14 protein-coding genes are annotated in these 22,188 nt (G+C 47.2%); 2 read left to right on the forward strand and 12 right to left on the reverse strand.

All coding sequences use genetic code 11. From position 1 onward, the window contains the following. Window positions 1-157: 157 nt before the first annotated feature. The 11 genes from Q0R35_RS13075 to Q0R35_RS13125 all read right to left on the reverse strand — a co-directional run bounded on the left by Q0R35_RS13075 (window position 158) and on the right by Q0R35_RS13125 (window position 17,147). Window positions 158-3,718, reverse strand: coding sequence for a response regulator (locus tag Q0R35_RS13075; protein ID WP_295618801.1), 3,561 nt, complete (start codon window positions 3,716-3,718; stop codon window positions 158-160). 185 nt (window positions 3,719-3,903) lie between these two features. Further along, window positions 3,904-7,389, reverse strand: a complete 3,486-nt coding sequence (locus Q0R35_RS13080) for a GAF domain-containing protein (RefSeq protein ID WP_295618804.1) — start codon at window positions 7,387-7,389, stop codon at window positions 3,904-3,906. Window positions 7,390-7,440: 51 nt separating this feature from the next. Then, on the reverse strand, window positions 7,441-7,950 hold the full coding sequence (locus Q0R35_RS13085) for a chemotaxis protein CheW (RefSeq protein WP_295618807.1): 510 nt from the start codon (window positions 7,948-7,950) through the stop codon (window positions 7,441-7,443). Window positions 7,951-8,008: 58 nt separating this feature from the next. Beyond that, window positions 8,009-8,371 carry a response regulator gene (locus tag Q0R35_RS13090; RefSeq protein WP_295618810.1) on the reverse strand — a complete coding sequence of 121 codons (363 nt, stop codon included), beginning with the start codon at window positions 8,369-8,371 and terminating at the stop codon, window positions 8,009-8,011. A 2-nt stretch (window positions 8,372-8,373) separates the two neighbouring features. Then, window positions 8,374-9,702 (reverse strand): response regulator, encoded by a 1,329-nt coding sequence (locus Q0R35_RS13095; protein WP_295618813.1) that lies wholly within the window; start codon window positions 9,700-9,702, stop codon window positions 8,374-8,376. Between the two features lie 622 nt (window positions 9,703-10,324). Beyond that, complete coding sequence (locus tag Q0R35_RS13100) at window positions 10,325-11,191, reverse strand: pentapeptide repeat-containing protein (RefSeq protein ID WP_295618816.1); 867 nt, start codon at window positions 11,189-11,191, stop codon at window positions 10,325-10,327. Between the two features lie 3 nt (window positions 11,192-11,194). Beyond that, window positions 11,195-11,836 (reverse strand): hypothetical protein, encoded by a 642-nt coding sequence (locus tag Q0R35_RS13105; RefSeq protein WP_295618820.1) that lies wholly within the window; start codon window positions 11,834-11,836, stop codon window positions 11,195-11,197. Window positions 11,837-12,018: 182 nt separating this feature from the next. Continuing rightward, window positions 12,019-12,561 carry a hypothetical protein gene (locus tag Q0R35_RS13110; RefSeq protein WP_295618823.1) on the reverse strand — a complete coding sequence of 181 codons (543 nt, stop codon included), beginning with the start codon at window positions 12,559-12,561 and terminating at the stop codon, window positions 12,019-12,021. 44 nt (window positions 12,562-12,605) lie between these two features. Continuing rightward, window positions 12,606-14,288 carry an S-layer homology domain-containing protein gene (locus Q0R35_RS13115; RefSeq protein WP_295618826.1) on the reverse strand — a complete coding sequence of 561 codons (1,683 nt, stop codon included), beginning with the start codon at window positions 14,286-14,288 and terminating at the stop codon, window positions 12,606-12,608. A gap of 341 nt (window positions 14,289-14,629) precedes the next feature. Next, window positions 14,630-15,319, reverse strand: coding sequence for a hypothetical protein (locus tag Q0R35_RS13120; protein WP_295618829.1), 690 nt, complete (start codon window positions 15,317-15,319; stop codon window positions 14,630-14,632). A 97-nt stretch (window positions 15,320-15,416) separates the two neighbouring features. Beyond that, window positions 15,417-17,147 carry an S-layer homology domain-containing protein gene (locus Q0R35_RS13125; protein WP_295618832.1) on the reverse strand — a complete coding sequence of 577 codons (1,731 nt, stop codon included), beginning with the start codon at window positions 17,145-17,147 and terminating at the stop codon, window positions 15,417-15,419. Between the two features lie 477 nt (window positions 17,148-17,624). On the opposite strand from Q0R35_RS13125, the gene Q0R35_RS13130 reads away from it, so the two are divergent. Together Q0R35_RS13130 and Q0R35_RS13135 are read left to right on the forward strand one after the other, a co-directional pair. Beyond that, the gene (locus Q0R35_RS13130) at window positions 17,625-19,562 is read left to right on the forward strand and encodes a nucleoside-diphosphate sugar epimerase/dehydratase (RefSeq protein ID WP_295618834.1); all 1,938 of its coding nucleotides are present in this window, start codon (window positions 17,625-17,627) and stop codon (window positions 19,560-19,562) included. 316 nt (window positions 19,563-19,878) lie between these two features. Beyond that, a complete protein-coding gene (locus Q0R35_RS13135) occupies window positions 19,879-21,477 on the forward strand; it encodes an Hsp70 family protein (RefSeq protein WP_295618837.1) in 1,599 nt (532 codons plus the stop codon). Window positions 21,478-21,485: 8 nt separating this feature from the next. Here Q0R35_RS13135 and Q0R35_RS13140 read toward each other — a convergent pair whose 3' ends face one another. Then, window positions 21,486-22,055, reverse strand: a complete 570-nt coding sequence (locus Q0R35_RS13140; RefSeq protein WP_295618840.1) for a 3'-5' exonuclease — start codon at window positions 22,053-22,055, stop codon at window positions 21,486-21,488. Window positions 22,056-22,188 lie beyond the last annotated feature (133 nt).

The following is a 22,188-nucleotide window of genomic DNA, read 5'->3' on the forward strand; positions in this document are numbered from 1 at the left end:
GGAGTAAAGAGTAAGGAGTAAGGAGTAAGAATTAGGTATGCAATTAAGTAGCTAGGCGCAAATATTTGTTAGACATAAATCGCCTGAAACTTAGATGGTGGGCAGTGCCCACCCTACGCAATATCTATCCCCTATTCCCTATTCCCTATCCCCTAATTTAAACACCTACTTCACTGGGTTGAGCTAATTTAGCAATGATGTCTAAGAGTTCGCGATCGGATTGGGGTTTAGTGAGGTAGTCTTTGGCTCCTAGAGTCATGGCGAGATCGCGGTGTTTTTGACCGCCGCGAGTGGTGAGCATAACGATCGGGATTTGGGATAATTTAGGATCTTGACGACAGTAGCTCAGGAACTCAAAGCCATTCATTTGGGGCATTTCAATATCGCAAACTACCAAGCGAACTTTGGGGTGTTCTTGAAGGCGGAGGATGCCTTCTCTACCGTGACTGGCTTGGATGACTTGACAGCCAGCTTTACTCAGGGAACGCGCCAGACTTTGACGTTGGACGAGCGAATCATCGACGACAAGGACTTGTAACTGTCTGCCCTCTTGGGTGATGGTGCGGTTTTTGAGCCGATCGATCGTTTGGGCAACTTCGTCGGGAAGTGGGGTGTCGGCGGCGGGAGGTAGTACTGCTTGAATATTACCCGGTAGCGCGGCGACTTTTTTCGCCGCCAGCGGTTGGGTGGCTGTGGCGGTTGTCCGTACTCGTGCTAGCAATTCGATCGGATCGAGTGCGAGGGTGAGGCTTCCGTCGCCTAAGACGCTGTAACCTTGAATGTAGCTGGGCAATCCAAATGTGGTACCGAGCGATTTGACTACTAGTTCTTGCTCGACGAGAATGCGGTTGACTTCGAGACAGATTTGTTCGTTGTCGATTTCGAGTAGGAGTAGGGCGTTGGTGCTATTTTTAGCTTTGACGGGAAAGAGGTTGGTGACATTTTGCCGATCGGTTAAAATCGCACAGTGATAATCGATTAAGCTACTAACGGGGTAAATAGGAATCAATTTGCGCTCTGAACCTTCACCCAGGCGGAGGAAATTAGTAGCGCGATCTGATTGTAAGGCTTGAGATTGAATCCGATCGGGGGTGGGGATTAATACCTGAGCGATCGCATCGGAGCGCAGCGCGTGAATGAAGCCTTCTGACTCGCAAATCATCAGCCTAGTGGTGGTGAGATTGAGCGGGAATTGCATTGTGAAAGTGGTACCTTGACCAGCCACAGAGCGAACGTCGATCGTCCCCTGTAAGGCTCCAATCCGGTCGCGGACGACATCTAAACCGATGCCGCGACCGGAAAGATCGTTAACTTTCTCAGCGGTCGAAAATCCGGGGGCAAACATAATTTCGGCAAGTTCGGCTTCGCTGGCGGTATTGGCTGTAGCAGCTTCGAGCAGGTGGAGATCGATCGCGCGGTTGCGGATTCGATCCCAGTTTAAGCCTTGACCGTCATCGCTGACTTCAATTTTGGTACGGTTGCCTTGGTGGTAGACTTTGATGGTAAGTTGTCCGGTTTCGGATTTGCCGTGGAGCGCGCGCTGTTCGGGCGGCTCGATGCCATGATCGTAAGCGTTCCTAACCAGGTGGAGCAGCGGATCGTAGAGTTTTTCGGCAATGATTTTATCGATCGAGACTTCACTCCCGATTAGTTCCAAGCGGGCGGGTTTGCGATGGGAAGCTACCATCTGCTGGAGTAGACGGGGGAAGCGATTGAGTACGCCCGCAATTTCAATCATTCTGGCTTCAAATAGTTCTGACTGCGCCTCGCTAAGTAATTGTTGGCGTTTGTGCATTGTCAGTCGCGATCTTTGAGTCATTTCGGCGAGGTTGCCGACTTGAACTCCTAATTCGGCAAGATCGTCGGTGAGATTTTGCAGTAAGATACTCAAGTCGCTGTAGACATCTAATTCGAGGCTATCGAATTGAGATTGAATTTGACTGTTGGCATTCTTTTTACCCGATTTAGATCGCTTTTTGATGGATTTACCGCGACGGGATGCTAGTTTCTGTCGATCGTCGATCGCGGCGTGTTTATCAGCCCAATCGCTGACTAGGCGCAGTTTTTGTTCGCAGCGACGATATTGTTCGACGGTGACTTGAGTGAGTTTTTGGAGTTGTTGAGCGCGGAGATCTTGCTGGTTGTCGTCGATGAGCAGTTCGCCGATGGTGTGGCTGAGGCGTTCGAGTTGAACGGTAGCTACCCGCACGCTGACGGATAAATCGGCTGGTGCTTCGCGTTCTGGGGTGGGGCTGGTTTCAGCTAGATCTTCGCCTGTCGGTGCCAAATTGTCGAGCGAGATCGATTGGAAAATGCGATCGACTCCCGATTTAGTCACGATCGTCAGTTCGGTGCTGGAATGAGATTCAATTGCTTCGACTAGATATTCTGTCGGCTCCGGCTCGAAAGAACCAATTTCGACAATCTCTGGTTCGAGATCTACAATAGTTGGTGCGGTAGTTTCATCGTCTACTAAAGATAACCATTCCTCGGCATTATCGCCGCGATCGATCGCCATTGGCGGATCGGCGATGGTTTCATCGTCTGCTAATGCCAGCCATTCGGTTGCACGAAGATCGAGATTGGCTGTCTGTGCGGATTTCTCGCTCGTCGTGTCATCGTCTACTAACGACAGCCATTCGGTGGTAGTTGCATCGTCATCTACGCTCGCGACTAATGGTTCGACGATCGTTTCATCATCTACTAACGACAGCCATTCGGATGAAGCCTCACTGTTACCGACGCTCGATGTCGGATCGTCTGTCGGTTCGTCATCTACTAACGATAGCCACTCTAACGAATCAGAACTATTAGTGCTAACTTCAGCCTCCGCATCGCCGATATTAGTAAAACTAGTCGGCTCGACTAATGATAACCAATCAGCCGCAGTATCTACCTCGATCGATTGTGCTGATGTAAATTGGGCTGGAGCCGAACCGACTCCCCAAGCTGCTAGTTCCGCAGATACCTCACCGCCTTTCGATCGATCTCCCCCAGCAATCTCGATTTGGGCTTGTTGGAAATTTGCTAAAGCGATCGGCGCAAGCTGCAAAACTCTAGCAGGATGGCATTCTAAGGCGTAGAGCGTAGTCTTGGCAATTGCCGCAATTCCGGGCAAACTGTAAGATCCGCCCAGCTCTAATAAAAATTCAGCTAGCGATCGGAGACTTTCACTAACTTTATACTCTTGTTGACTGGCGATCGCCGCAGCTAAATCTTCAAAATCGTGGGGAATACTATCGGTAAAAATCGATCCGATCACATCGAATCCCAATTCCGCCGCCGTCGGTAAGGGTGTCTCGCGTCCGAAAAAGTCACCTAAATGAGTTTGTAATCTGGCAAATAATGTCGCCGTCCGCTCTAGAGTGGCAGCTTCATCGTAGGGCACTTTGGCAAGTAAGGCACTCAAGGGGTCGTAGAGGCAATCGTAGCCCTCCATTAACAGTAACCCCAATTCGGGGTCGATCTCTAATTCGGGCGGGTACAGAGCCTGGAAGACATCTTCTAGGTGATGCGCGATCGTCTCGATCGTTTTAAATCCACAGTTAGCCGCACTACCTTTAATTGTATGTGCCGCCCGCATCAGAGTATGCACCCGCTCGATCGTTTTTTCTTCTACTAGGCTTAGTAGTGTTTGTTCGATCGTTTGCAGTAATTCCGCCGCTTCGATCTCAAAGTATCGATCGAGTGACTCTTGAAAATCTAGATCGTCGGTCATAATTAGTGAATAGTGAATAGTGGATAGTGGATAGTGGATGGTAAATAGTAGATGATGAATAGTAGATGGTGAAATCGGGGCTTGAGGTCACATCCTTTGCTAAAAGGATGCTAGAGTGGACGCGCAAGCGTCCCAATCCGATCGCTAACCACTATTCACTAATTCACTATTCACTGATTCACTTCCTAATCCACCTTAAAGCGGCTGACACTAGTCTCAAGCACTTGCGAGGTGGTAATTAGCTGTTGGCAAGATTCGGCAATTTGCATCGCGCTGTCGGAGGTGAGATTGGCGATGGTGGCTACATCTGTCATCACTTCGGTGAGTTTGCGAGACTGAATGTTTTGGGTACCCGCAGATTTACCGATGGCTTTGACTAGTTCGCTAATTTGTCCGGTAGCCACGACGATTTCGCTGAGGCTCTGTCTGGTTTCGTTAACGAGGTTGGTACCTTGCACGACTTGGGCGATGCCGATTTCCATTGCTTCGGTAACGTCGTTGGTGTCGATCCGAATTTCGTCTACCAAGCGTTCGATTTCGGTAGTTGCATTGGCAGATTGATAAGCCAATGAGCGTACTTCGTCGGCGACGACGGCAAATCCTTTCCCATATTGTCCGGCGCGGGTGGCTTCGATCGAAGCATTAAGCGCAAGCAGGTTGGTTTGGGTGGCGAAGTTTTCGATTAAGTTAACGACTTTAGAGATTTTCCCGAAGGTTTCACCCAGACGTTTGATTTTTTTAGCGGTAGTAGATACAGTCGATCGAATTTCGAGAATTTCTTCGACGGTGCTTTCCATCAGCGTGTCGCCATCTTGAACGGTGCGGTTGGCTGATTGGACTACTTGCTCGACTTTTTGGGCTAAGTCGGCGACTTCTTGGCTGGAGGCTGCCATTAAGTCTACTTGAGTCAAGGCGCGATCGAGTTGTTCGAGTTCTTGTTCGGCTTGAGCGGAAAGGTTATTTACCAGCAGGTTGTTTTCGTTAGAGGTACCACTCACGCTAATGGCAGCGGTTTGAACTTGACGGACTAATTCCCGCAGGCTTTGAATGGTGGTGTTATAACCGTCGGCAATTGTCCCGATCTCGGTTTCAGATAGCGGCGCACGGACGGTTAAATCGCCTCGGAAGGAGGGCGCGATCGCTTTGAGGACTTTTAAAGCCTCGTCTTCTAGTCCTTGGCGGTTAGCGCGTTCTCGATCGACTAGGGCGGAAAGTTCTTGCTCTTGGGTGCGGACTCGTTCGAGGTAGGCAGAAAGTTGTAATGCGGTACCGATTTGCATGGCGACTTGCTCGATCACGGCACGTTCGGATACATCCCAAGCGCGCGGTGCATCGTTTTGATAAACTCCCAACAATCCCCACAGGGTATTCCCGATGAAAATCGGTGCCAAAATGTAAGCCTTGGCTTGATATTTTTCGAGAGAGTTAATATAGCAATCGGGGAAGTTTTGGGTGTAGATATCATCGATTGCGGTTGATTTCTCACCTTTGGCATATTTACCACCTTTGGTATTCTTGAGGTAGGTATCTTCTTCGGTGTTATCTTTTTGCGACCATTTGCGGAGGATGCAGCGATCGTTATTGGTACGATTGCCAGTTAAGACTTCATCTTTGGGTTGCTCGATTAGCAGCGATACCCAGCCACTACCAACGGCTTCGGCGACGACTTGACCGCTCCAGTCGGGGTTAAACTGATAAATGACAGATCGATCGGTTTTAGAAGCTTGGCGAACTTCTTGGACGACACTGGTAAAGACATCATCGACGACTAACGATTGACGAATTTTATCGGCAATCCGGTTGATAGTTTGTTCTTGCTCGGCGCGTTTTTTGAGTTGTTCGATATAGTCGATTTGCTCCATCGCAATCCCGACTTGTAGCCCCATTTGGCGCAGCGTTTCGATTTCTTCTTCTTGCCATTTCCGCACGCCAGAGTTTTGATAAGCGGCAATTAATCCCCACAATTTACGATCGGCACCAAAGATCGGTGCGAGCATATAGGCTCTTGCTTCAAACTGTTCGAGCAGTTGAATGTGACAAGTTTGGTGTCCGACAGTGTAAATATCATCGACGGCAAAGCATTCACCATCTTTATACCGTCCGCCTTGAGTGCGTTGCAAGAAGGTATCTTGAACGATATGGACGGTTTCAATTAAATCGATCCAGCCAGGAGCCGCTGATTCGGCAATAAATCTCCCACTCCAATCGGCATCGAATTGATAGATTGCCAGTCTGTCGCTATTAAGCAGTTTCCGCCCATCTTGGGTCGCAACCTGAAACACAGTCCGCTCGTCTTTGGCACTTCTGAGCCGCTCTTGCAGCTTAGAAAGTCCCCGCTCCCGTTGGAGCCGTTCTTCCATTTTCTGGGTCTGAAACTGAGCCAGACGGCGGCTGGTGGTTTGCTGAATTGGGAAGCTAAAACTTTTGGCATAGTCGAGCATAGCTTGGAGTTCGGACTCTTGCCAGTTGCGCGCGCCAGAGTTTTGGTACACACCTAACATGCCGACCAATTGATTGTTCTTCAAGACCGGGACGACGATGTACGCCTTCATTTGCAGCGGTTCGAGAGATTCTAATAAGCAGCGATCGAATCTTTTAGCAGCAATATCATTGACTACGTAATAAGGCTTATAGTTATTGCCGTTAATCGAGTAGTCCAAGTCTAGTGATGTTCCCGCCTTCGCCCAGTTAACGCCGACGGATTCAGCAATGACATTACTGCTCCAGTCAGGATTGTAAGCGACGACCATCGCTCGATCGGCTTGCAGATTGTGACGGATATTGTCTAGTGTTGCCTGCATCACTTCCTGGGCTTCAACCTCGATCGCGGCTAATAAATCGCGGCGTTGGGATAATTGCAGTAGCGGTTGATTGGGCTGAACTGCCAGCGTGAGTTCTAGGGATAATTGGGACAAGCAAGCAGTTTCGGCTTCCGACCAGGTGCGGGGACGATCGCATTGATGAACGACCAATAAACCCCACACGCGACCCAAACTATAGCTGTCGTTGGCTGCGGAGTAACCGTTGATTAAAATTGGTACGGCGATCGTCGCCTGCACTTGATACTGTTCTAAAATTTGCTTTTGGTAAGGGCTGGTTTCGCTATTAATCAACGCGATCGTCCGTTGAGAGCGATCGTCAGTGAATTGCTCGAAGCCAAAGCCAATTTGGGGAATTTCCACATTCAGCGTCGGTGTCAAGCCGACTTGGACGGCTTCGGCGATCGACCGCCCCATGCTAGCCCCAGTCAATTGATAGATCAGGACGCGATCGACATTGAGTAATGTTTTGATATCAGCAACAGCACTAATGAATGCCGCCATCGGTGAGGTCGCTTGTCTAATTTTGGTGGCAACTTGATAGATGCGATCGGCATCGATACTGGGGGCAATTGCGATCGGTGCAGTAGCAGTAGGCATCGTCAAGAACCCAGCTAATTCTCGCGCTTTACGGAGGTTTTGGCGCAGGGTTTCGCTGTTGGGACTATTAGAATTTTCGAGTTTAGCTTGCGCTTCTTGAAGAATTGATAATAGCTGTTGTTTAGCGGTAGTGCTAGTCATGGAACGCTCTGGTGTAGACATGGTTTTTTCTGGAGGTGTAGTGACTGAGTTAAGCAATTCTGCTGCTTTATCTTGTCGCTCGTCTGCCGAACTAAATAGATTTTTTAACATTTGGAATAGATATATTTACTAAATCTTCCGAACTAGGGCTGATGTTCGAGTCTAATTCATACTCAGGGAATTAATTACCCGATCGAGATCGATAACTACCCGCGATTGTTGCTCGGCATCGATAAAATAGCCCGATAAAAATAACCGCATCCGATCGGCAAACATCGCTTCACCGATCGGTAAACATTGCTGGATGTCATAAGTTTCGATCGTCCCAACGCGATCGATTAATAATGCCACCGTTTCATTTTGAATCTGAAAGAGCATTCCCATTCCAGTTGTAAGTTGAGACTTACTCAAATAACCAGATCCACCCATTAAATGAGCCAAATCTAATACCCAAGTAGCCTTACCACCATAATTAATAATGCCCAATAATGATTCATTCATTTTGGGAACTGGTAATATTTCAGCTAGCGAAATTTTTATGGTCGCTTGCAAATCCATTAACGGAATGAGCGCGTTCAAACTATCGCCGATCGTAAAGCCAAGAAATCGTCGATTATCTTCCTGAAGTTTTGGCTGATGAGTTACTAATTTTTGACTAGAAGAAGGTGACATCTGATTAATAATTTGACTCATAACTGACAACTCATTATTGATAATTTACATGACGATCTCAACCAATCAACCGATTGACTGTTTGTAATAAAGTTGGCTCATCTACCGATTTGCTTAAATAAGCATCAGCACCACTCATATCGCCCCAAGTCCGATCGATCTGTTTATCTTTAGTCGAATAAATCACGATCGGAATATTTTGAGTAGATGGTTCGGTTTTGAGCTTGCGACAAAGTTCAAAGCCACTTTCTCCAGGCAAAATCACATCTAATACGATTAAATTTGGCTTGAAAGTTTTGAGTCTAATTTCGGCTTCCTCGCCACTAGTGACGACTAAAATCGAAAACCCTTGCCCTTCCAAACACTTTTTAAGTTTGTCCGCTTCTAACTTACTATCTTCAACAATTAAAATCTGACTCATAATTAATTACCACCTACAACAAGATATTTATCGATCATTTTCAACACTGATTCCGCCTCGACTGGCTTACCCAAAAACCCCGTCGCCCCCACCATTTTCGATCGCATCCGATCGATCAAGCCATCTTTACCAGTTAAAATAATTACTGGAATATGCTTCAAACTAGGAGTTTTCCGAATTTGTTCGCAGACTTCATAGCCATTAGTAATTGGCATTAATAAATCTAAAAAGATAAAGTCAGGCTTATTTCTAATTAAACTCGGCATAATTTTAAGCGGATCTTGAACGCCATAACAGCGATAGCCGCTATCTGTCAGAATTCTTTCTAAAGATTGATAGATTAAGATACTATCGTCGATACAAGCAATTAATGAATCCTGACGATTGCCAGATTTTGGTGTTGCACCAGCAAGCGGTGGTTGCGCCAATCGTTCGCGAAGCGTCTCGGTACGAGAATCGATCGGTCGGTCGAGCGTACCAGTACTTAAATGATTACTGGTTCCGGTACTTAATTGGTTACTAAATTCACTACTCAATGGGCTGCTATTGTCTAAATTAGTCGAGCGACTAATTCTAGACTTTTGTTGAGAAGATAAATTGATAAATCCCGATCGCAGTAATGGTAATAAAGTGCTAGTAAAATTGATGACAGATTGCCGACTATTAGCAGCCAAACTCCTCAACGAACGATTGCCATCGATCGCTAAAACAGTATGATGTAAATCGGGATTACCCGCTAACTGATTTAGATCGAGCGATGTGGACACCAGGGCAAACAAACTAGGTGCATAAGCCGCCAACCCAACATTCGACCATTCTTGCCAAATCTGAATCGATCTAGTCAAAATTGGTTCGATTTCGAGTAAAGGCAATACCAAATTTAATTGAGCATTACCCGCCCCAGTCTGCGTCAATTGATACGATAAACGGTTACCGCTATGTTGACTGAATTGAATCACATCGAATAAACTTTCGATCGCCATTCTGCCTACCAATTCGGCACATTGTTGCCGATCGATTGACTCTTCAACTAACAATCCTGCTAATATATTTGAATCTAAGATGGTTTTGTGTGGATTATTAACTTCTGCCAATTTTTCTGGCGGTAAGTTAAGGTTAGCTAAATTGAGATTTCTCTGCCAACAACCAATCGGCTCAATGCCACCATCAACCCAGCCAAATCGTCCCAGTCGAAAGGAGAAAGTCCAACTAGGATATTTTTCAACTTTGATGACTAAGTTTCCACTAAAAGATTGAGATTTAATATTTTTTAGCTGAATTATTAAATCTTTAAAGCTAATACTTGTTAATTTTTCGCCACTTTCAATCATTTTCTTTTTTTATCAATCTTAATGGAAGATTTTTTATAGAAGTAATTACATACCGATTATCTACAGCGATCTTAAAATACTAGCCTGTCGATAGAAAACGATCGTTGGCGTAGCCTCTCAATCGGAGAATCGAGCCTATCAAAAAATTCTGTAAATAATTTCTATGTGGGTACTCAATTGCTATACTAGGTAAAATCTCAGTACTTTGTGTGCGATCTCGATCGCATAGTATTCCAGATGTTCCATCGGCGGCTGGTGTCAAAGCTAGTTTCGATCGTTACTTCGTTAGTGTTCCCAGATCTAACCCATAAGAAACCAGATCGCTGTAAAAATCTTTGAGCGGGGAGATGGGGGGAGTAAGAAGTCAAGACAGCGAAAAGTGCGTTCTTGGGCGCGAAGCTCTGAGTGGGAAGCTTCCCCCACAAACGTCGCTTGGTTTCCCCTGTCTTGTCTTGACGCACACAACCGGGAGGTTTCCTCCCGGTCGATGCGTCGCTGTCTCACCCTTTTTGACGGGGAAAATAACTAAAGGTGAGCCGCAAGTAAAGCACCTTTTCAAGAGAGGGGTGCCCGTAGGGCGGGGTGGGTGGATCTTCGCTAAAACCCAATACCTATTCCCTAATTAGCGGATTGCGCCTGTAAACACCGTATCGGCTAAATTTGTCTCGTGGAAAATTGCTTGCTGGAGATTGGTGTAGCTGAGATCTGCGCCTGAAAGGTTTGCACCTGTAAAATCTGCACCAGCTAAATTTGCCCCAACTAGATTAGATCCGCGTAGATTTGTACCCTTTAAAATTGCCCCGACGAAACTAGTTTTTGCCAAATTTGCCCATGATAAATCCGCAGCGGTTAAATTCGTGCGCTCGAAATTGGCAAGCACCGCATAGACTGTGACTAAATGTGCGCCATAGAGCCGTGCGCCAGTAAAATTCGCTCGATATAAATGCGCCAAACCCAGTTCGGTTGCTGTTAAAATTGCCTGAGTCAGATTGGCATGAGCTAAATTGGCACCAGCTAAATCGGCAGAACTGAGCGTAGCGCGATGTAAATTTATCCGATCGAGATCGGCACCCCGTAACTGGGCAGCGGTAAAATCGATCGCGATCGCATTAACGCCAGACAAATCGGCAGAGCGCAAATCGGCATCGGTAAAATTACTCCCCATCAGATTGGCATCACTAAGCTGCGCACGCCGCAAATCCGTAGCTTTTGCCTGAAGATCTATCGCTTCGATCGATCTTAAATCAGCATCTACCAAATCGGCTCGATCGATAATAGCACTACTCAGATTTGCCGCGACTAATTTTGCCGCCACCAACTTGGCATCGCTTAAATTGGCGCGGCGGAGATTGACACCATGCAAATCTGCCCCGCGCAAGTTCAGATCCATTAAGCATGTACCGCTCAAATCGGGCACAGCATGGTGCTTTCGCCACTCCAACCATGCCACCGCCCCGCGCCGTAACACCGATTCCGCACTCTCGCCCATTACCTACTCCTGTTGCCTGCGTTCGGGGAAAGGACGACCGGGTAAGCTCTCTAATGCGGCTAAAATCCCGGCTTCGGCTGCTTTAATATCCCGTTCTTCGCCACCTAAATACAACCGCCCGAACACGCCCACAGCCGAAATTTGGAGGATATTAATTAATGCCGACTTCTCTGCCTCATTCGCCGCAATTGCGGCATACGCCGCTGGTTCTACTTCTAATACATACAAAGTTTGTCCCGCCAGAATCATATTACCCCGCCGACTGCGATTGATCATCTGGGTATGATGGGCGGTAATATTCCGAATAATCCGACTCGAAATAACGCGCGGCTTGAGACAATCTGACTGACGCACCCCTAAATAAGCCAAAATCGCTTGCCCTGCGGCATGAACGTCGCCCTGAGAGCTGGCATGAATTTCCATTAATCCATATAACCGCTCGATAATCTGTACCCCCGGTCGTACCTGGGCAGATTTGAGGGCGATATCCATCATTTGATTGATTTCAATGCCTGGAGATACCTCGATCCACAAAGATGAATCCGCTGGCAATGGCAAAAACCCCTGAGCTTCAGTACCCAAGTATGCTGCATGTTGTAGTTGCAAGCGATCGATAAATACGTAGCTGCGGAGATCGATTCCCAAGGTAAATTAGCAGGTATGAAGTTAAAGCGGCTCAAGTCGGGATTAAATTCCGACTATTGTTGGCGGATTCGGATCGATTGTTAAGGAGCATCGACAAAATACCAAGTCTCATCAGTATACCGCAGGTGGATGTCGATCGAGCTTCGAGGCAGTTAAGACATGCAAAACCTAAAACCTAAAACCTATTTAGCCGCCGCTCGGTTGGCAACCCGAATCAATTGAGTCAACAAACCCTGCACGGCTTTTTGTCCGGTAGGCGCACCGCTAACCGCTTTATCAGCCCCGACTTCGCCGACTAGAGCTTTGACATATTCATTGTAGGCAACCACCGAGGCATTGAGCTTGACAGCATCGATATTCCCATTTCCAGCCCGCAGTCCTTGAATGGTAGTAGCTAGATTTGCCGCCGCTTTGCCAGTTGCGCCATCTATCGCAACACCACTGGGCAACAATGCGGCAACTAATGTTGCTGGCGAACTGCCATTGATGACATCGAATGTCGCTGCATCGCCGACGCTATTGGCTGTTAAGGCTTGGGAAAACTGGTTTACAGCAGTTTGACTCTGCGGCGCGTAAACGGTCTGACGATTGCCAGCTAGCGGGGCAGAGATCGCTTCTTTGCCGCTACCATTATCGTTACCACCAGCGATTTGAGCTAATCCGGGGGTACTATTTGCCAGCATTGCGATCGTAGCCATTGCGAATAGATAAGTTAACTGTTTCATAATTTAGATTAATTACCTCGATAAATATGAATGCAAAAAGTAATTTAGAACCGGAAACCCAATCCCCCGTTGATGGTAAACCGCGAACCGCCAGTTTCTTTATTAACCAAATCGACAACCGATGGCACCAATTGAATCGTGGCACTATCGCTTAAATACACCGTAATTGGTAAGCCCACGTTTAAATCTTGACCGTTCCAATCGGCAACCAGTGAGAAATTTGGCGATAACCGCGTACCCAAACTGCCAAATACCCCATAGCCATTTTTACCATTGCGAATATCGCCGACGCTGCGGAATCGCCCTGCGCCACCACCGACAGATATCGTCGTATTACTAAAAAAGCCCACATTGGCATCGGGATTGACTACAAAGCTGGCAACACCATAACCCGTCTGCCCGCCATCTAAATTTTGACTCAACAGCACGGCATTTTCGTAGCCACCTGCGATCGCAAAGTTATCACCAAACTGCTTGTGTAGTTTGAAGCTGAGGCTACTATTTTTGAGGAAACCACTAAAAATAGTGCTGTAAGATGTGGCAACTGTTTCCAACCCAATAAAGTTCCGCGCATCGCCTAAACCAAAACCCAGGTAAGCTGCACCATCTTTTCTAGATTGACCTGTATTGGGCGGATCGATATACAAAGCCGCCCGCGTCGATGCTTGGTAAGAGGCACCAATAAAGACATTTCCCCAGCTCAACCCAAAGGCACTAGGAGTAGTTAAACCACCAACTGGATAGATGTTGGTATTAATCGCCCTCAGATCTGGCAGTCGATCGACTACACTAAGTTTAGAAATTGCTTCGTCGTTACTCAAAGCGGCAATTCTGGGCGTAACATCAGAAATGGTAGTCGCATACGCGCCTTGAGGACAAGCCGCGATGTATTTATTAGCTGGGCTAGACTTATCGAGTGCGGTTAATTTACCCGTACTGACTAAAACTTGATGGATATAAGCGGCTACATCGGCGCGAGTCGCTACTGTCTGCGCGCCAAAGTTGCCCCCAGGCAGTTTGGAATTATCATATTCGACACCAACCGCGATACATTTCTGAGTGGCAGCAATTAGCGCATTCTGCCCATAGCTGGGGACTTGCTGGGCATCGCCATAGACGCTATTGAGATCTAAGTTACCGCTGGGGGCGAATTTATTGCCATTAGTGAGGGCGACGATGCTCTCGATCCGATTAATTTGCCGATCGGGTGCGAAGGTAGCGTTGGGGTATCCAGCTAAAAAGCCACTCTGATAAGCTTTTTGAATAACCGCACTCGCCCAATACCTAGCCGCAACATCTGTAAATTTTGCTGGAGAGCGAACTGGCTGAAGGTCGAAAGCCCTGTTTAATAAGGCGGCAAACTCAGCTCTAGTTACAGGTCGATCGGGTTTAAAAGTACCGTCGGGGTAGCCTTTAATAATATCTTTTTCGACTAGTGCTTTAATAAATGGCTCTGCCCAATTACCAGCTATATCGCTAGCCTGAGCGACTTTTTTAGTGGGTCGATTTGCTAGTGTTGTCGGATTGGTGGTGGCGTTAACAGCCTCAGCCAATGAGCCAGACACTGTTAATTTAGATAATAAATTACCGCCATCGACAGGCATGGGTTCGGCAAATACCGCTCCGGTATTAATAACTATGCTGGTAGAAACCGAGCCAATGAGTAAGAATGCGAGACTATCGATCCGAATGTTGCCGGGACGGGGTTCTTGATGATTCTGGTTCATGGTTTTCCTGGCGCACTCCTCACCGGAAAAGTTATCGATATCTATTATCGCATTACTGACGATCTTCTTATCTATATTTATCGTAGCAATTGACTTTCTTTTGTTGGTGTTAAAAAGCACCAATCGCCCGTTGGCGGAGCCTCTCTGCAAGAGAATCGGCAGTACGATCGCGATTTTGACTGCATATATTTAGCAAACGATTACTGTTAACGATTTGTTAATTTTGATGCAATCGCTCGTCACTAGTCCTTCAGAACATATTTACGGGAACAGGAGCGAGAAAACATGTTTTCTCACTCCTGTTAGTTGCGAATTAATTAGTAAATAATCGCGTTATTATCCTATTTAGGGGTCGGTGGAGTAGTAGGATCTGGAGTGCTAGGTGCAGGTGGAGTGCTAGGCGTAGATGGAGTGCTAGGCGCAGATGGAGTGCTAGGCACGGGTGGAGTAGGCGCAGATGGAGTAGACGCAGGTGCAGGTGCCGATTGGTTGGCAATTTGAATCAATTGACCCAAAACTCCTTGCAGAGCTTTTTGTCCGGCTGGTGCGCTGTTAATGGCTTTCTCTGGGCCGACTTCGCCGACTAGAGCTTTGACATACTCATTGTACGCGCCAACTGAAGCATTCAGCTTGGTCGCACTGATGTTACCATTACCCGATCGCATTCCCTGAACGGTAGATGCTAGATTAACTGCGGCTTTACCTGTCGCGCCATCGGCAGCAACACCAGTAGGTAACAGTGCGGCGACTAGTGGTGCTGGTGCGGCACCATTGATGACATCAAATGTCGCTGCATCGCCAACGCTATTGGCTGTAAGCGACTGTGAAAACTGATTGACAGCACTTTGACTCGTCGAGGTATAAGATGGCTCGCCACCGCCAACGATACCGCCACCGCCAGTGTTGGTAATCGAATTAAAGGTGTTGCCATTATCGGAACCGTTACCGATTTGAGCTTGAGCTGGAGCGAGAGCGATCGTTGCTAAGGTAGCAACAACACCCACGCTTAATAAATAAGAAGAGATTTTCATGTTGACGATCGTAAAGAAAGGGATGAATAATACCGATCGAAAGAATGAGAATCGCTCGTCAACTTTCGATCGGGCAACTAATTAACGTCAGTAAAGGTTAGAAACTAAACCCTAAACCACCGCTGACAGTAAAGCGCGAACCACCAGTTTCGGGATTCACTAGATCTACCAGTGCAGGAGTGATTTGGAAGGATGTACCGCCACCAAAAGGAATGGAAATAGGTAAACCAACGCCCAGATCTTGACCGTTCCAGTCAGCAACTAGCGAAACATTAGAGAATAACTTCGTACCGATACTGCCAAAGACGTTGATTGTATCGTTACCCCGACGAATATCGCCGACATTCCGGAACCGACCAGCACCAGCACCTACAGAGAGGGTAGTGTTGCTGAAGAAGCCTTGATTTGGATCGGGGTTAAGGATGAGGCTAGCGACACCGTAGCCAGTCCGACCGCCATTGACACCACCATCGCGATTGCCAAAACCGCCGGAATTACTACCGAAGGTAATCGCATTTTCATAGCCACCTGCGATCGCAAAGTTATCACCTAGCAATTTATGAACTTTAAAGCTGATCCCACCGTTTTCAAAAGAATTACCACCTTGGCGATTGTAGGTAGTAGCGACAGTTTCTAAGCCCAAGAAGTTGCGAGCATCGCCTAAACCAAGACCGACGGAATAGGCGTAGGTTTCTTGGCCTTTGACCTTATCTGCTGCTGTAGCATTGGCAGCGTTAGGCAGATTGGGATTGCTGTAAATATTCGGGCGAGTTTGGTTTTGGTAACCCGCACCGAGGAAGAAGCCAGTATTAGCACCAAAAGCTGTTGGAGTGCCCAAACCGCCTACAGGGAAAGTACTTACGCCACCACGGCTAGCGATGTCGGGGACTTGACCGGGAATGCCTAATTTGGCGATTGCCTCGTCAGCAGTTATGGCTGTACGTGGTGCGGGATTATCGACACCAGTAATAGTGGTGACATATACACCTTGAGGACAAGATGCGATGTATTTGTTAGCAGGGCTAGATTTGTCTAGTGCAGTCAACCTGCCAGCACCGACCAATACTTGGTGAATGTATGCAGCAACATCGGCACGAGTCGCAATGGTGTTGGGGCCGAAGTTACCACCAGGAAGCTTGGAGCTATCGTATTCGACACTAACCGCGATACATTTTTGAGTGGCGGCTACCAGTGCGTTGTTACCGTAGCTAGGAACTTGAGCGGCATCACCAAAGACGCTGTTAAGGTCTAATGTGCCACTAGGTTCGAGTTTGCTACCATTGACTAACGAAACTAAACCTTGAATCCGTAAGAGGTTTTGCTTGGGGCCGAAGCTGCCTGGATATCCAGCCAAAAATCCACTCCGATAAGCTTTTTGGATGACCTCAGCCGCCCAATAATTTGAAGGGACATCTTTAAATTTGCGCCCAGCCCGAATTGGTTTGAGATCGAAGGCTTTGTTTAGTAAGGCGGCAAATTCAGCCCGCGTGATCGGTTGGTCGGGTCTGAAGGTACCATCTGGATAGCCCTTGATGATATCTTTTTCGACTAAAACTTTAATGAAAGGTTCTGCCCAGTTGCCAGCGACATCGCTAGCTTGTGCTACTTTGTTCGTGGCTGGAATTGCGGCGGGCGCGGTTGTAGTTGGTTTAATGGTGTTGGCTAACGGCGCAGTGGCAGCAACTTTATTTAACGAACTATTATTTGGTGCGGCTGTTGCTGGCGAGATGGCGACCAGTACACCTGTAACGATCGAACCTAGCAATAATGATGCAATTCGACCGATCTGTGCGCGTTCGATCTGTGATTTCTGATTTTTTTGGTTCATGGGTTTCCTTAGTACACTCCTCAACGAAAAAGTTAACACACTAATATTTTAGTGCAAATTTCCAAATCGAGAGAAGTTGATTATTTATTATAAGTTTACACAACAATCGAGAGTCGGGCAGGCTCGTTTTATCCATCGGTTGAATTTACGCATGTGTCGCTCGAATATTTAAACATCCTGACGATCGATCGGTTGTTTTGAGCCTCTGTCTGCCAAGTTCAGAGATTTGGCTGAGTACATTTGAGGCGAAAAAATATACTTTAGATCTATCGACACAGCTCGTAAAATCTTATTTTTGGCATTTTAAGTTACCAAAAATCCTGAGTTTCGATTGCGTCAATCCGCTCGTAATTCAATCTCTTACACCACAAGACAATGCTAATTGCCATCGAATTAGCAAAGGTCAAAAATCAAATTTTAGATTAAATCTACCTTTGATTTGAACTTGTTAAAAACCGTCGATTGTGTCATAATATCATGTCCACTAAAAGCCGATCTTTGTTGAGTATTGAAGCTACCGCAGCGACTCTTGAAAAACTTGTTAACGCGCTTTCCAATCATCAGAAGTATACGATCCTGACGGTAATCGATATCAGTTTGTTCCTGATCTCGATCGGGTTAGCAATCGGCTTCGAGTATGGGTTCGACCTCGTTCCTGCGGAAATGCTACACTTGGGTGATTTCACGATCGCCCAGATCGGGATCGAGATTGGATTATTTTGGTATTTTGGGATTTATCAGCAGGTATTACGATACATTGACGGTGGATTTATCTTCTCGATCGCTAAGGCGGTATGTGCCAGTACTGTCGCGACGATCGCGCTTTCGGGCTTGTTTGTAAACCCAGTAATTCCGATTGCGATCCCGCTAATGAATGGAATGCTGGCACTAATATTATCGATCGCATTTAGATTGTGCGTACGATTGACATTGGGGAGAATGCGCCAGATTAATTATCCTTGTCAGGATATCAGTGGGGTCGCGATCTATGGGGCTGGGAGTGCTGGCTGTATCCTCGCGCAAGCTCTAGCTGGCGAACATGGCAAACGGGTAATTGGGTTTGTCGATGATAATCCCTATCTCCAAGGTCGCAACGTGCAAGGGATGAGGGTCTATTCGCCAGCCGAATTGCTGAAGTTAAAAGCCAATGTCGGATTTGAAGAAATCTTGCTGGCAATGCCCTCGATCGAAGGACACCGCAAACGCGATATTTTACAAAAGCTGCAAGTATTGGGCGTATCTGTCAAAACAGTCCCCAGCATTACCGAAATTTTAAGCGGTCACGTCTCTGTTAATAAAGTCCGCGAACTCGATATTGAAGATTTATTAGGGCGTAAACCGATCGCCGCTCGACCCGAATTACTCCAGCACGATCTGACCGATCGGGTAGTATTAGTTACTGGGGGCGGTGGTTCGATCGGTTCGGAACTGTGTCGGCAAATTGCCAAGCAGCAGCCCAAAATGCTGATAATTTACGAGCTACATGAATTTGCGCTCTATCAGATGGATCTAGAGCTAGGCGAAAATTATCCCCATCTGCATAAAGTTGCTTGTCTGGGTTCGGTCACTGACGATCGCACCTTAACCCAAGTTCTAGAAAAATACAGTGTAGACACGATCTATCATGCCGCTGCTTACAAGCACGTCCCGATCGTCGAAGCAAATCCAGTTTCGGGCATTATTAACAATATCAATGGTACCCTGACCGCTGCCAAATGTGCGATCGCTTGCGGCGTGCCCAAATTTGTGCTGATCTCGACCGATAAAGCCGTGCGCCCGACTAATATTATGGGTGCTACCAAACGTGTAGCCGAATTGGTACTCCAAGGATTAGCCGATCTGCCCAACCACGGTACCTGCTTTACGATGGTAAGATTTGGTAACGTTTTGGGTAGCAGCGGTTCTGTCGTCCCCCGCTTCCGCGCTCAGATTGCGGCGGGTAAATCGATCACGTTGACTCATACAGACATTACGCGCTATTTTATGACCATCCCCGAAGCTGCGACGCTGGTAATTCAAGCTGGTGCGATGGCTAAAGGTGGTGAAGTATTTGTACTGGATATGGGCGAACCAGTCAAAATTTACGATTTAGCCGCCCAGATGATTCGCTTACACGGCTTAGAACCACTCAAAGATGTCAAAATCGAGGTGACTGGTTTGCGTCCCGGCGAGAAAATCTACGAAGAGCTACTAATCGACTGTAATGCGGCTGTTCCCACCGGACACCCCAAGATTTTCTGCGCCCGTGAGGCTAAACTAGCCTGGAAAGACCTTTCACCCCAGCTCACCAATTTACTCGACTCAGCGGCTGAATGCGATGTCACTGAGTGTGTAGCTGCACTGCACAAGTTAGTGCCCGAATACCAACCGATGGGACAATACGCCCAAGTTGAATACGAACCGATCGCGGTGTGAGGGGATAGGGGGTAGGGAATAGGGAATAGGGTTTACTGCGATCGCAGTTGCCTGATTTATCGCCTGTCAGCACGATTCTCGTTCCGAGCATCTGAGCCGACATAAATGTCGTCTAAGGGATGAACGGAACTTTGGGTGAGCTTGTTGAGTTTCATTCTTCAACCCAACCTACAGATCTAAGACTATCCACTATCCACTATCCACTCTTCACTAAAACACTACTAATTATGTTGTAATGCAAGATCCGAAATTACCAATCCCCGCCATAATGTCCGTCGTGGTAGTGTAAATAAGTAGCACCCTTACACCACCCTCTATGGCAATCGCGATCGACTTTGGGACTAGCAATACCGTCATCAGCCGTTGGAATGCAGCGACACAAACCGCCGAAACGGTGACATTACCAGGGTTATCCCTCGTTGGCGGCATGAATCCAGCGTTGATTCCCAGCTTGGTATATGTCGAGGATGGAAGTACCGATCGAGTCTTGCTAGGTCAAATGGTACGCGATCGGGGGTTAGATCTCCAGAGCGACAATCGTTATTTTCGAGGGTTTAAGCGCGGCATTGGTGCAGAGATTCAGGGCTTTTTGCCAGAATTAGATGGCGTATCGATGACTTTCGAGCGGGTGGGCGAGCTATTTTTAACTGGAATACTCAAACAGTTGCAGCAGTCGATCCCCGATGTTGGCGAGTCGCTAGTATTAACGGTACCCGTCGATAGTTTTGAGGTGTATCGCAACTGGTTGAGCGGGGTGTGTGAAACCCTTCCAGTCGAACGAATTCGCCTGTTAGACGAGCCAACGGCGGCAGCCTTGGGATATGGCATGACTGAGGCTGAAACGCTGTTAGTCCTCGATTTTGGCGGGGGCACGCTAGATTTATCGCTGGTGCAATTAACTAAGCAAGTTCAGCAGGGTAAAAAGCCGCTGGGTTTCTTATTAAAGTGGGGCGATAAATCGATCGAAGCGGCTACCCAACAGCCGCAGTTAGCAAGAGTAATTGCTAAGGCGGGGCAAAATTTGGGCGGAACGGATATCGATAATTGGGTGGCGCAGGAGTTAGCGCAAGCGCAGGGGATAACCGCAACGCCATTAATTACCAGGCTGGCGGAGAAGATCAAAATTCAGCTATCTTTGCAAACTCAAGCAACGGAAGTCTACTTTGACGATCGCACTTTCGATAGTTATGAGTTTAATCTGACTCGCGATGGGTTCGAGCAAATTTTACGATCTCATCAATTTTTCGACAGATTAGATGAATCGATGGTGCAAGTAATCCAACAAGCCAGACGACAAGGCATCGAAACTACCGATATCGATGGTGTGCTATTAGTTGGCGGTACGGTACAAATTCCCGCCGTCCAAACTTGGGTGCGTCAGTATTTCGATGAGAGTAAGCTGCGCCAATCGAAACCATTTGAAGCGATCGCCCACGGTGCTTTACAATTACTCCAAGGCATAGAGGTTCAAGATTTTCTCTATCATAGTTATGGCGTGCGCTATTGGGATAAACGCCGCAACGCTCACAATTGGCATCCAATTATTCAGTCTGGGCAAGCTTATCCAATGTCGGCACCTGTCGAATTAACTCTGGGTGCATCGCGCGAAAATCAACCTAGTATCGAATTAATTATCGGCGAATTAGGTGCCACAACTGGCGGGACGGAAGTTTATTTCGATGGAGATCGCTTAATTACGCGCTGCTTAACTGGTGGGGTGAAAGATGTCAAAACTTTAAACGATCGCGATGGCGGTCGGAGTATTGCTAAACTAGAGCCAGCCGGATATCCTGGTGTCGATCGAGTAAAAGTAATGTTTAATGTCGATCGCGATCGACAGTTACGCATTACCGTTGAAGATCTGCTCACCAATAGCACTTTATTAGCAGATGGCATCGTCGCTCAATTAAGTTGAGGGGTATTTTAGAGCGGCGATGCAGCAATAACTATTTCGGCACAAGCCCGCGCATCGGAGAGAGCTTGATGGTGATTGAGAGTGATGTTTAGATAGCGGCAGACATCGGGAAGCTTGGTAGGATGGAGGTTCCAACGTTGGCGCGCCAAGGCTACCGTGCAAATAAACTTTTGTTTGGGATGGGGAATTTGGTATAAATCGCAGCAGGCATAAAGTACCCGCCGATCGAAACTAGCATTGTGAGCGACTAGCGCATCCGCCGTTTCGATTCTGGTAGCAATTTTCGTCCAGACTTGTCCAAAGGTGGGAGCTTGAGCCACATCAGCCCATAAAATGCCATGAATGTGGCTGAATTCAAAGCGATATGAGGGGGGACGAATTAGGAAAATTTCTTCGTGGGTAATGATTTCATTCTCGATTTGGACGATACCTAAAGCGCAAGCACTATTAGGATCTCGATTGGCAGTTTCAAAATCGATCGCGATTAATTTCATCGGGTTTTGGCGATTGAGGTGAATAGTGAATAGTGGATAGTAGGCTCGATCGGTAATAATTTCGCTACATATAGCAACCGCCAAGGCGATTAGGACAGTGAGATAGTGCTAGCTACAAACCCGACTTTTCCAAAAAGTCGGGTTTGTGTCCTAACCGATATGGCGGTGGATATAAAACAAATAGTGCTGGATCGAATTTTATTCGATCCAGCACTAA

Source organism: Chamaesiphon sp. GL140_3_metabinner_50 (assembly GCF_025361915.1).
In the GTDB taxonomy this organism is placed as follows: domain Bacteria; phylum Cyanobacteriota; class Cyanobacteriia; order Cyanobacteriales; family Chamaesiphonaceae; genus Chamaesiphon.

What these genes read in the sequence shown, in the direction of transcription:
- Q0R35_RS13075 (WP_295618801.1), bottom strand. Translation starts at nt 3,718, where the DNA reads ATGACCGACGATCTAGATTTTCAAGAGTCACTCGATCGATACTTTGAG.
- Q0R35_RS13080 (WP_295618804.1), bottom strand. Translation starts at nt 7,389, where the DNA reads ATGTTAAAAAATCTATTTAGTTCGGCAGACGAGCGACAAGATAAAGCA.
- Q0R35_RS13085 (WP_295618807.1), bottom strand. Translation starts at nt 7,950, where the DNA reads ATGTCACCTTCTTCTAGTCAAAAATTAGTAACTCATCAGCCAAAACTT.
- Q0R35_RS13090 (WP_295618810.1), bottom strand. Translation starts at nt 8,371, where the DNA reads ATGAGTCAGATTTTAATTGTTGAAGATAGTAAGTTAGAAGCGGACAAA.
- Q0R35_RS13095 (WP_295618813.1), bottom strand. Translation starts at nt 9,702, where the DNA reads ATGATTGAAAGTGGCGAAAAATTAACAAGTATTAGCTTTAAAGATTTA.
- Q0R35_RS13100 (WP_295618816.1), bottom strand. Translation starts at nt 11,191, where the DNA reads ATGGGCGAGAGTGCGGAATCGGTGTTACGGCGCGGGGCGGTGGCATGG.
- Q0R35_RS13110 (WP_295618823.1), bottom strand. Translation starts at nt 12,561, where the DNA reads ATGAAACAGTTAACTTATCTATTCGCAATGGCTACGATCGCAATGCTG.
- Q0R35_RS13115 (WP_295618826.1), bottom strand. Translation starts at nt 14,288, where the DNA reads ATGAACCAGAATCATCAAGAACCCCGTCCCGGCAACATTCGGATCGAT.
- Q0R35_RS13120 (WP_295618829.1), bottom strand. Translation starts at nt 15,319, where the DNA reads ATGAAAATCTCTTCTTATTTATTAAGCGTGGGTGTTGTTGCTACCTTA.
- Q0R35_RS13125 (WP_295618832.1), bottom strand. Translation starts at nt 17,147, where the DNA reads ATGAACCAAAAAAATCAGAAATCACAGATCGAACGCGCACAGATCGGT.
- Q0R35_RS13130 (WP_295618834.1), top strand. Translation starts at nt 17,625, where the DNA reads ATGTCCACTAAAAGCCGATCTTTGTTGAGTATTGAAGCTACCGCAGCG.
- Q0R35_RS13135 (WP_295618837.1), top strand. Translation starts at nt 19,879, where the DNA reads ATGGCAATCGCGATCGACTTTGGGACTAGCAATACCGTCATCAGCCGT.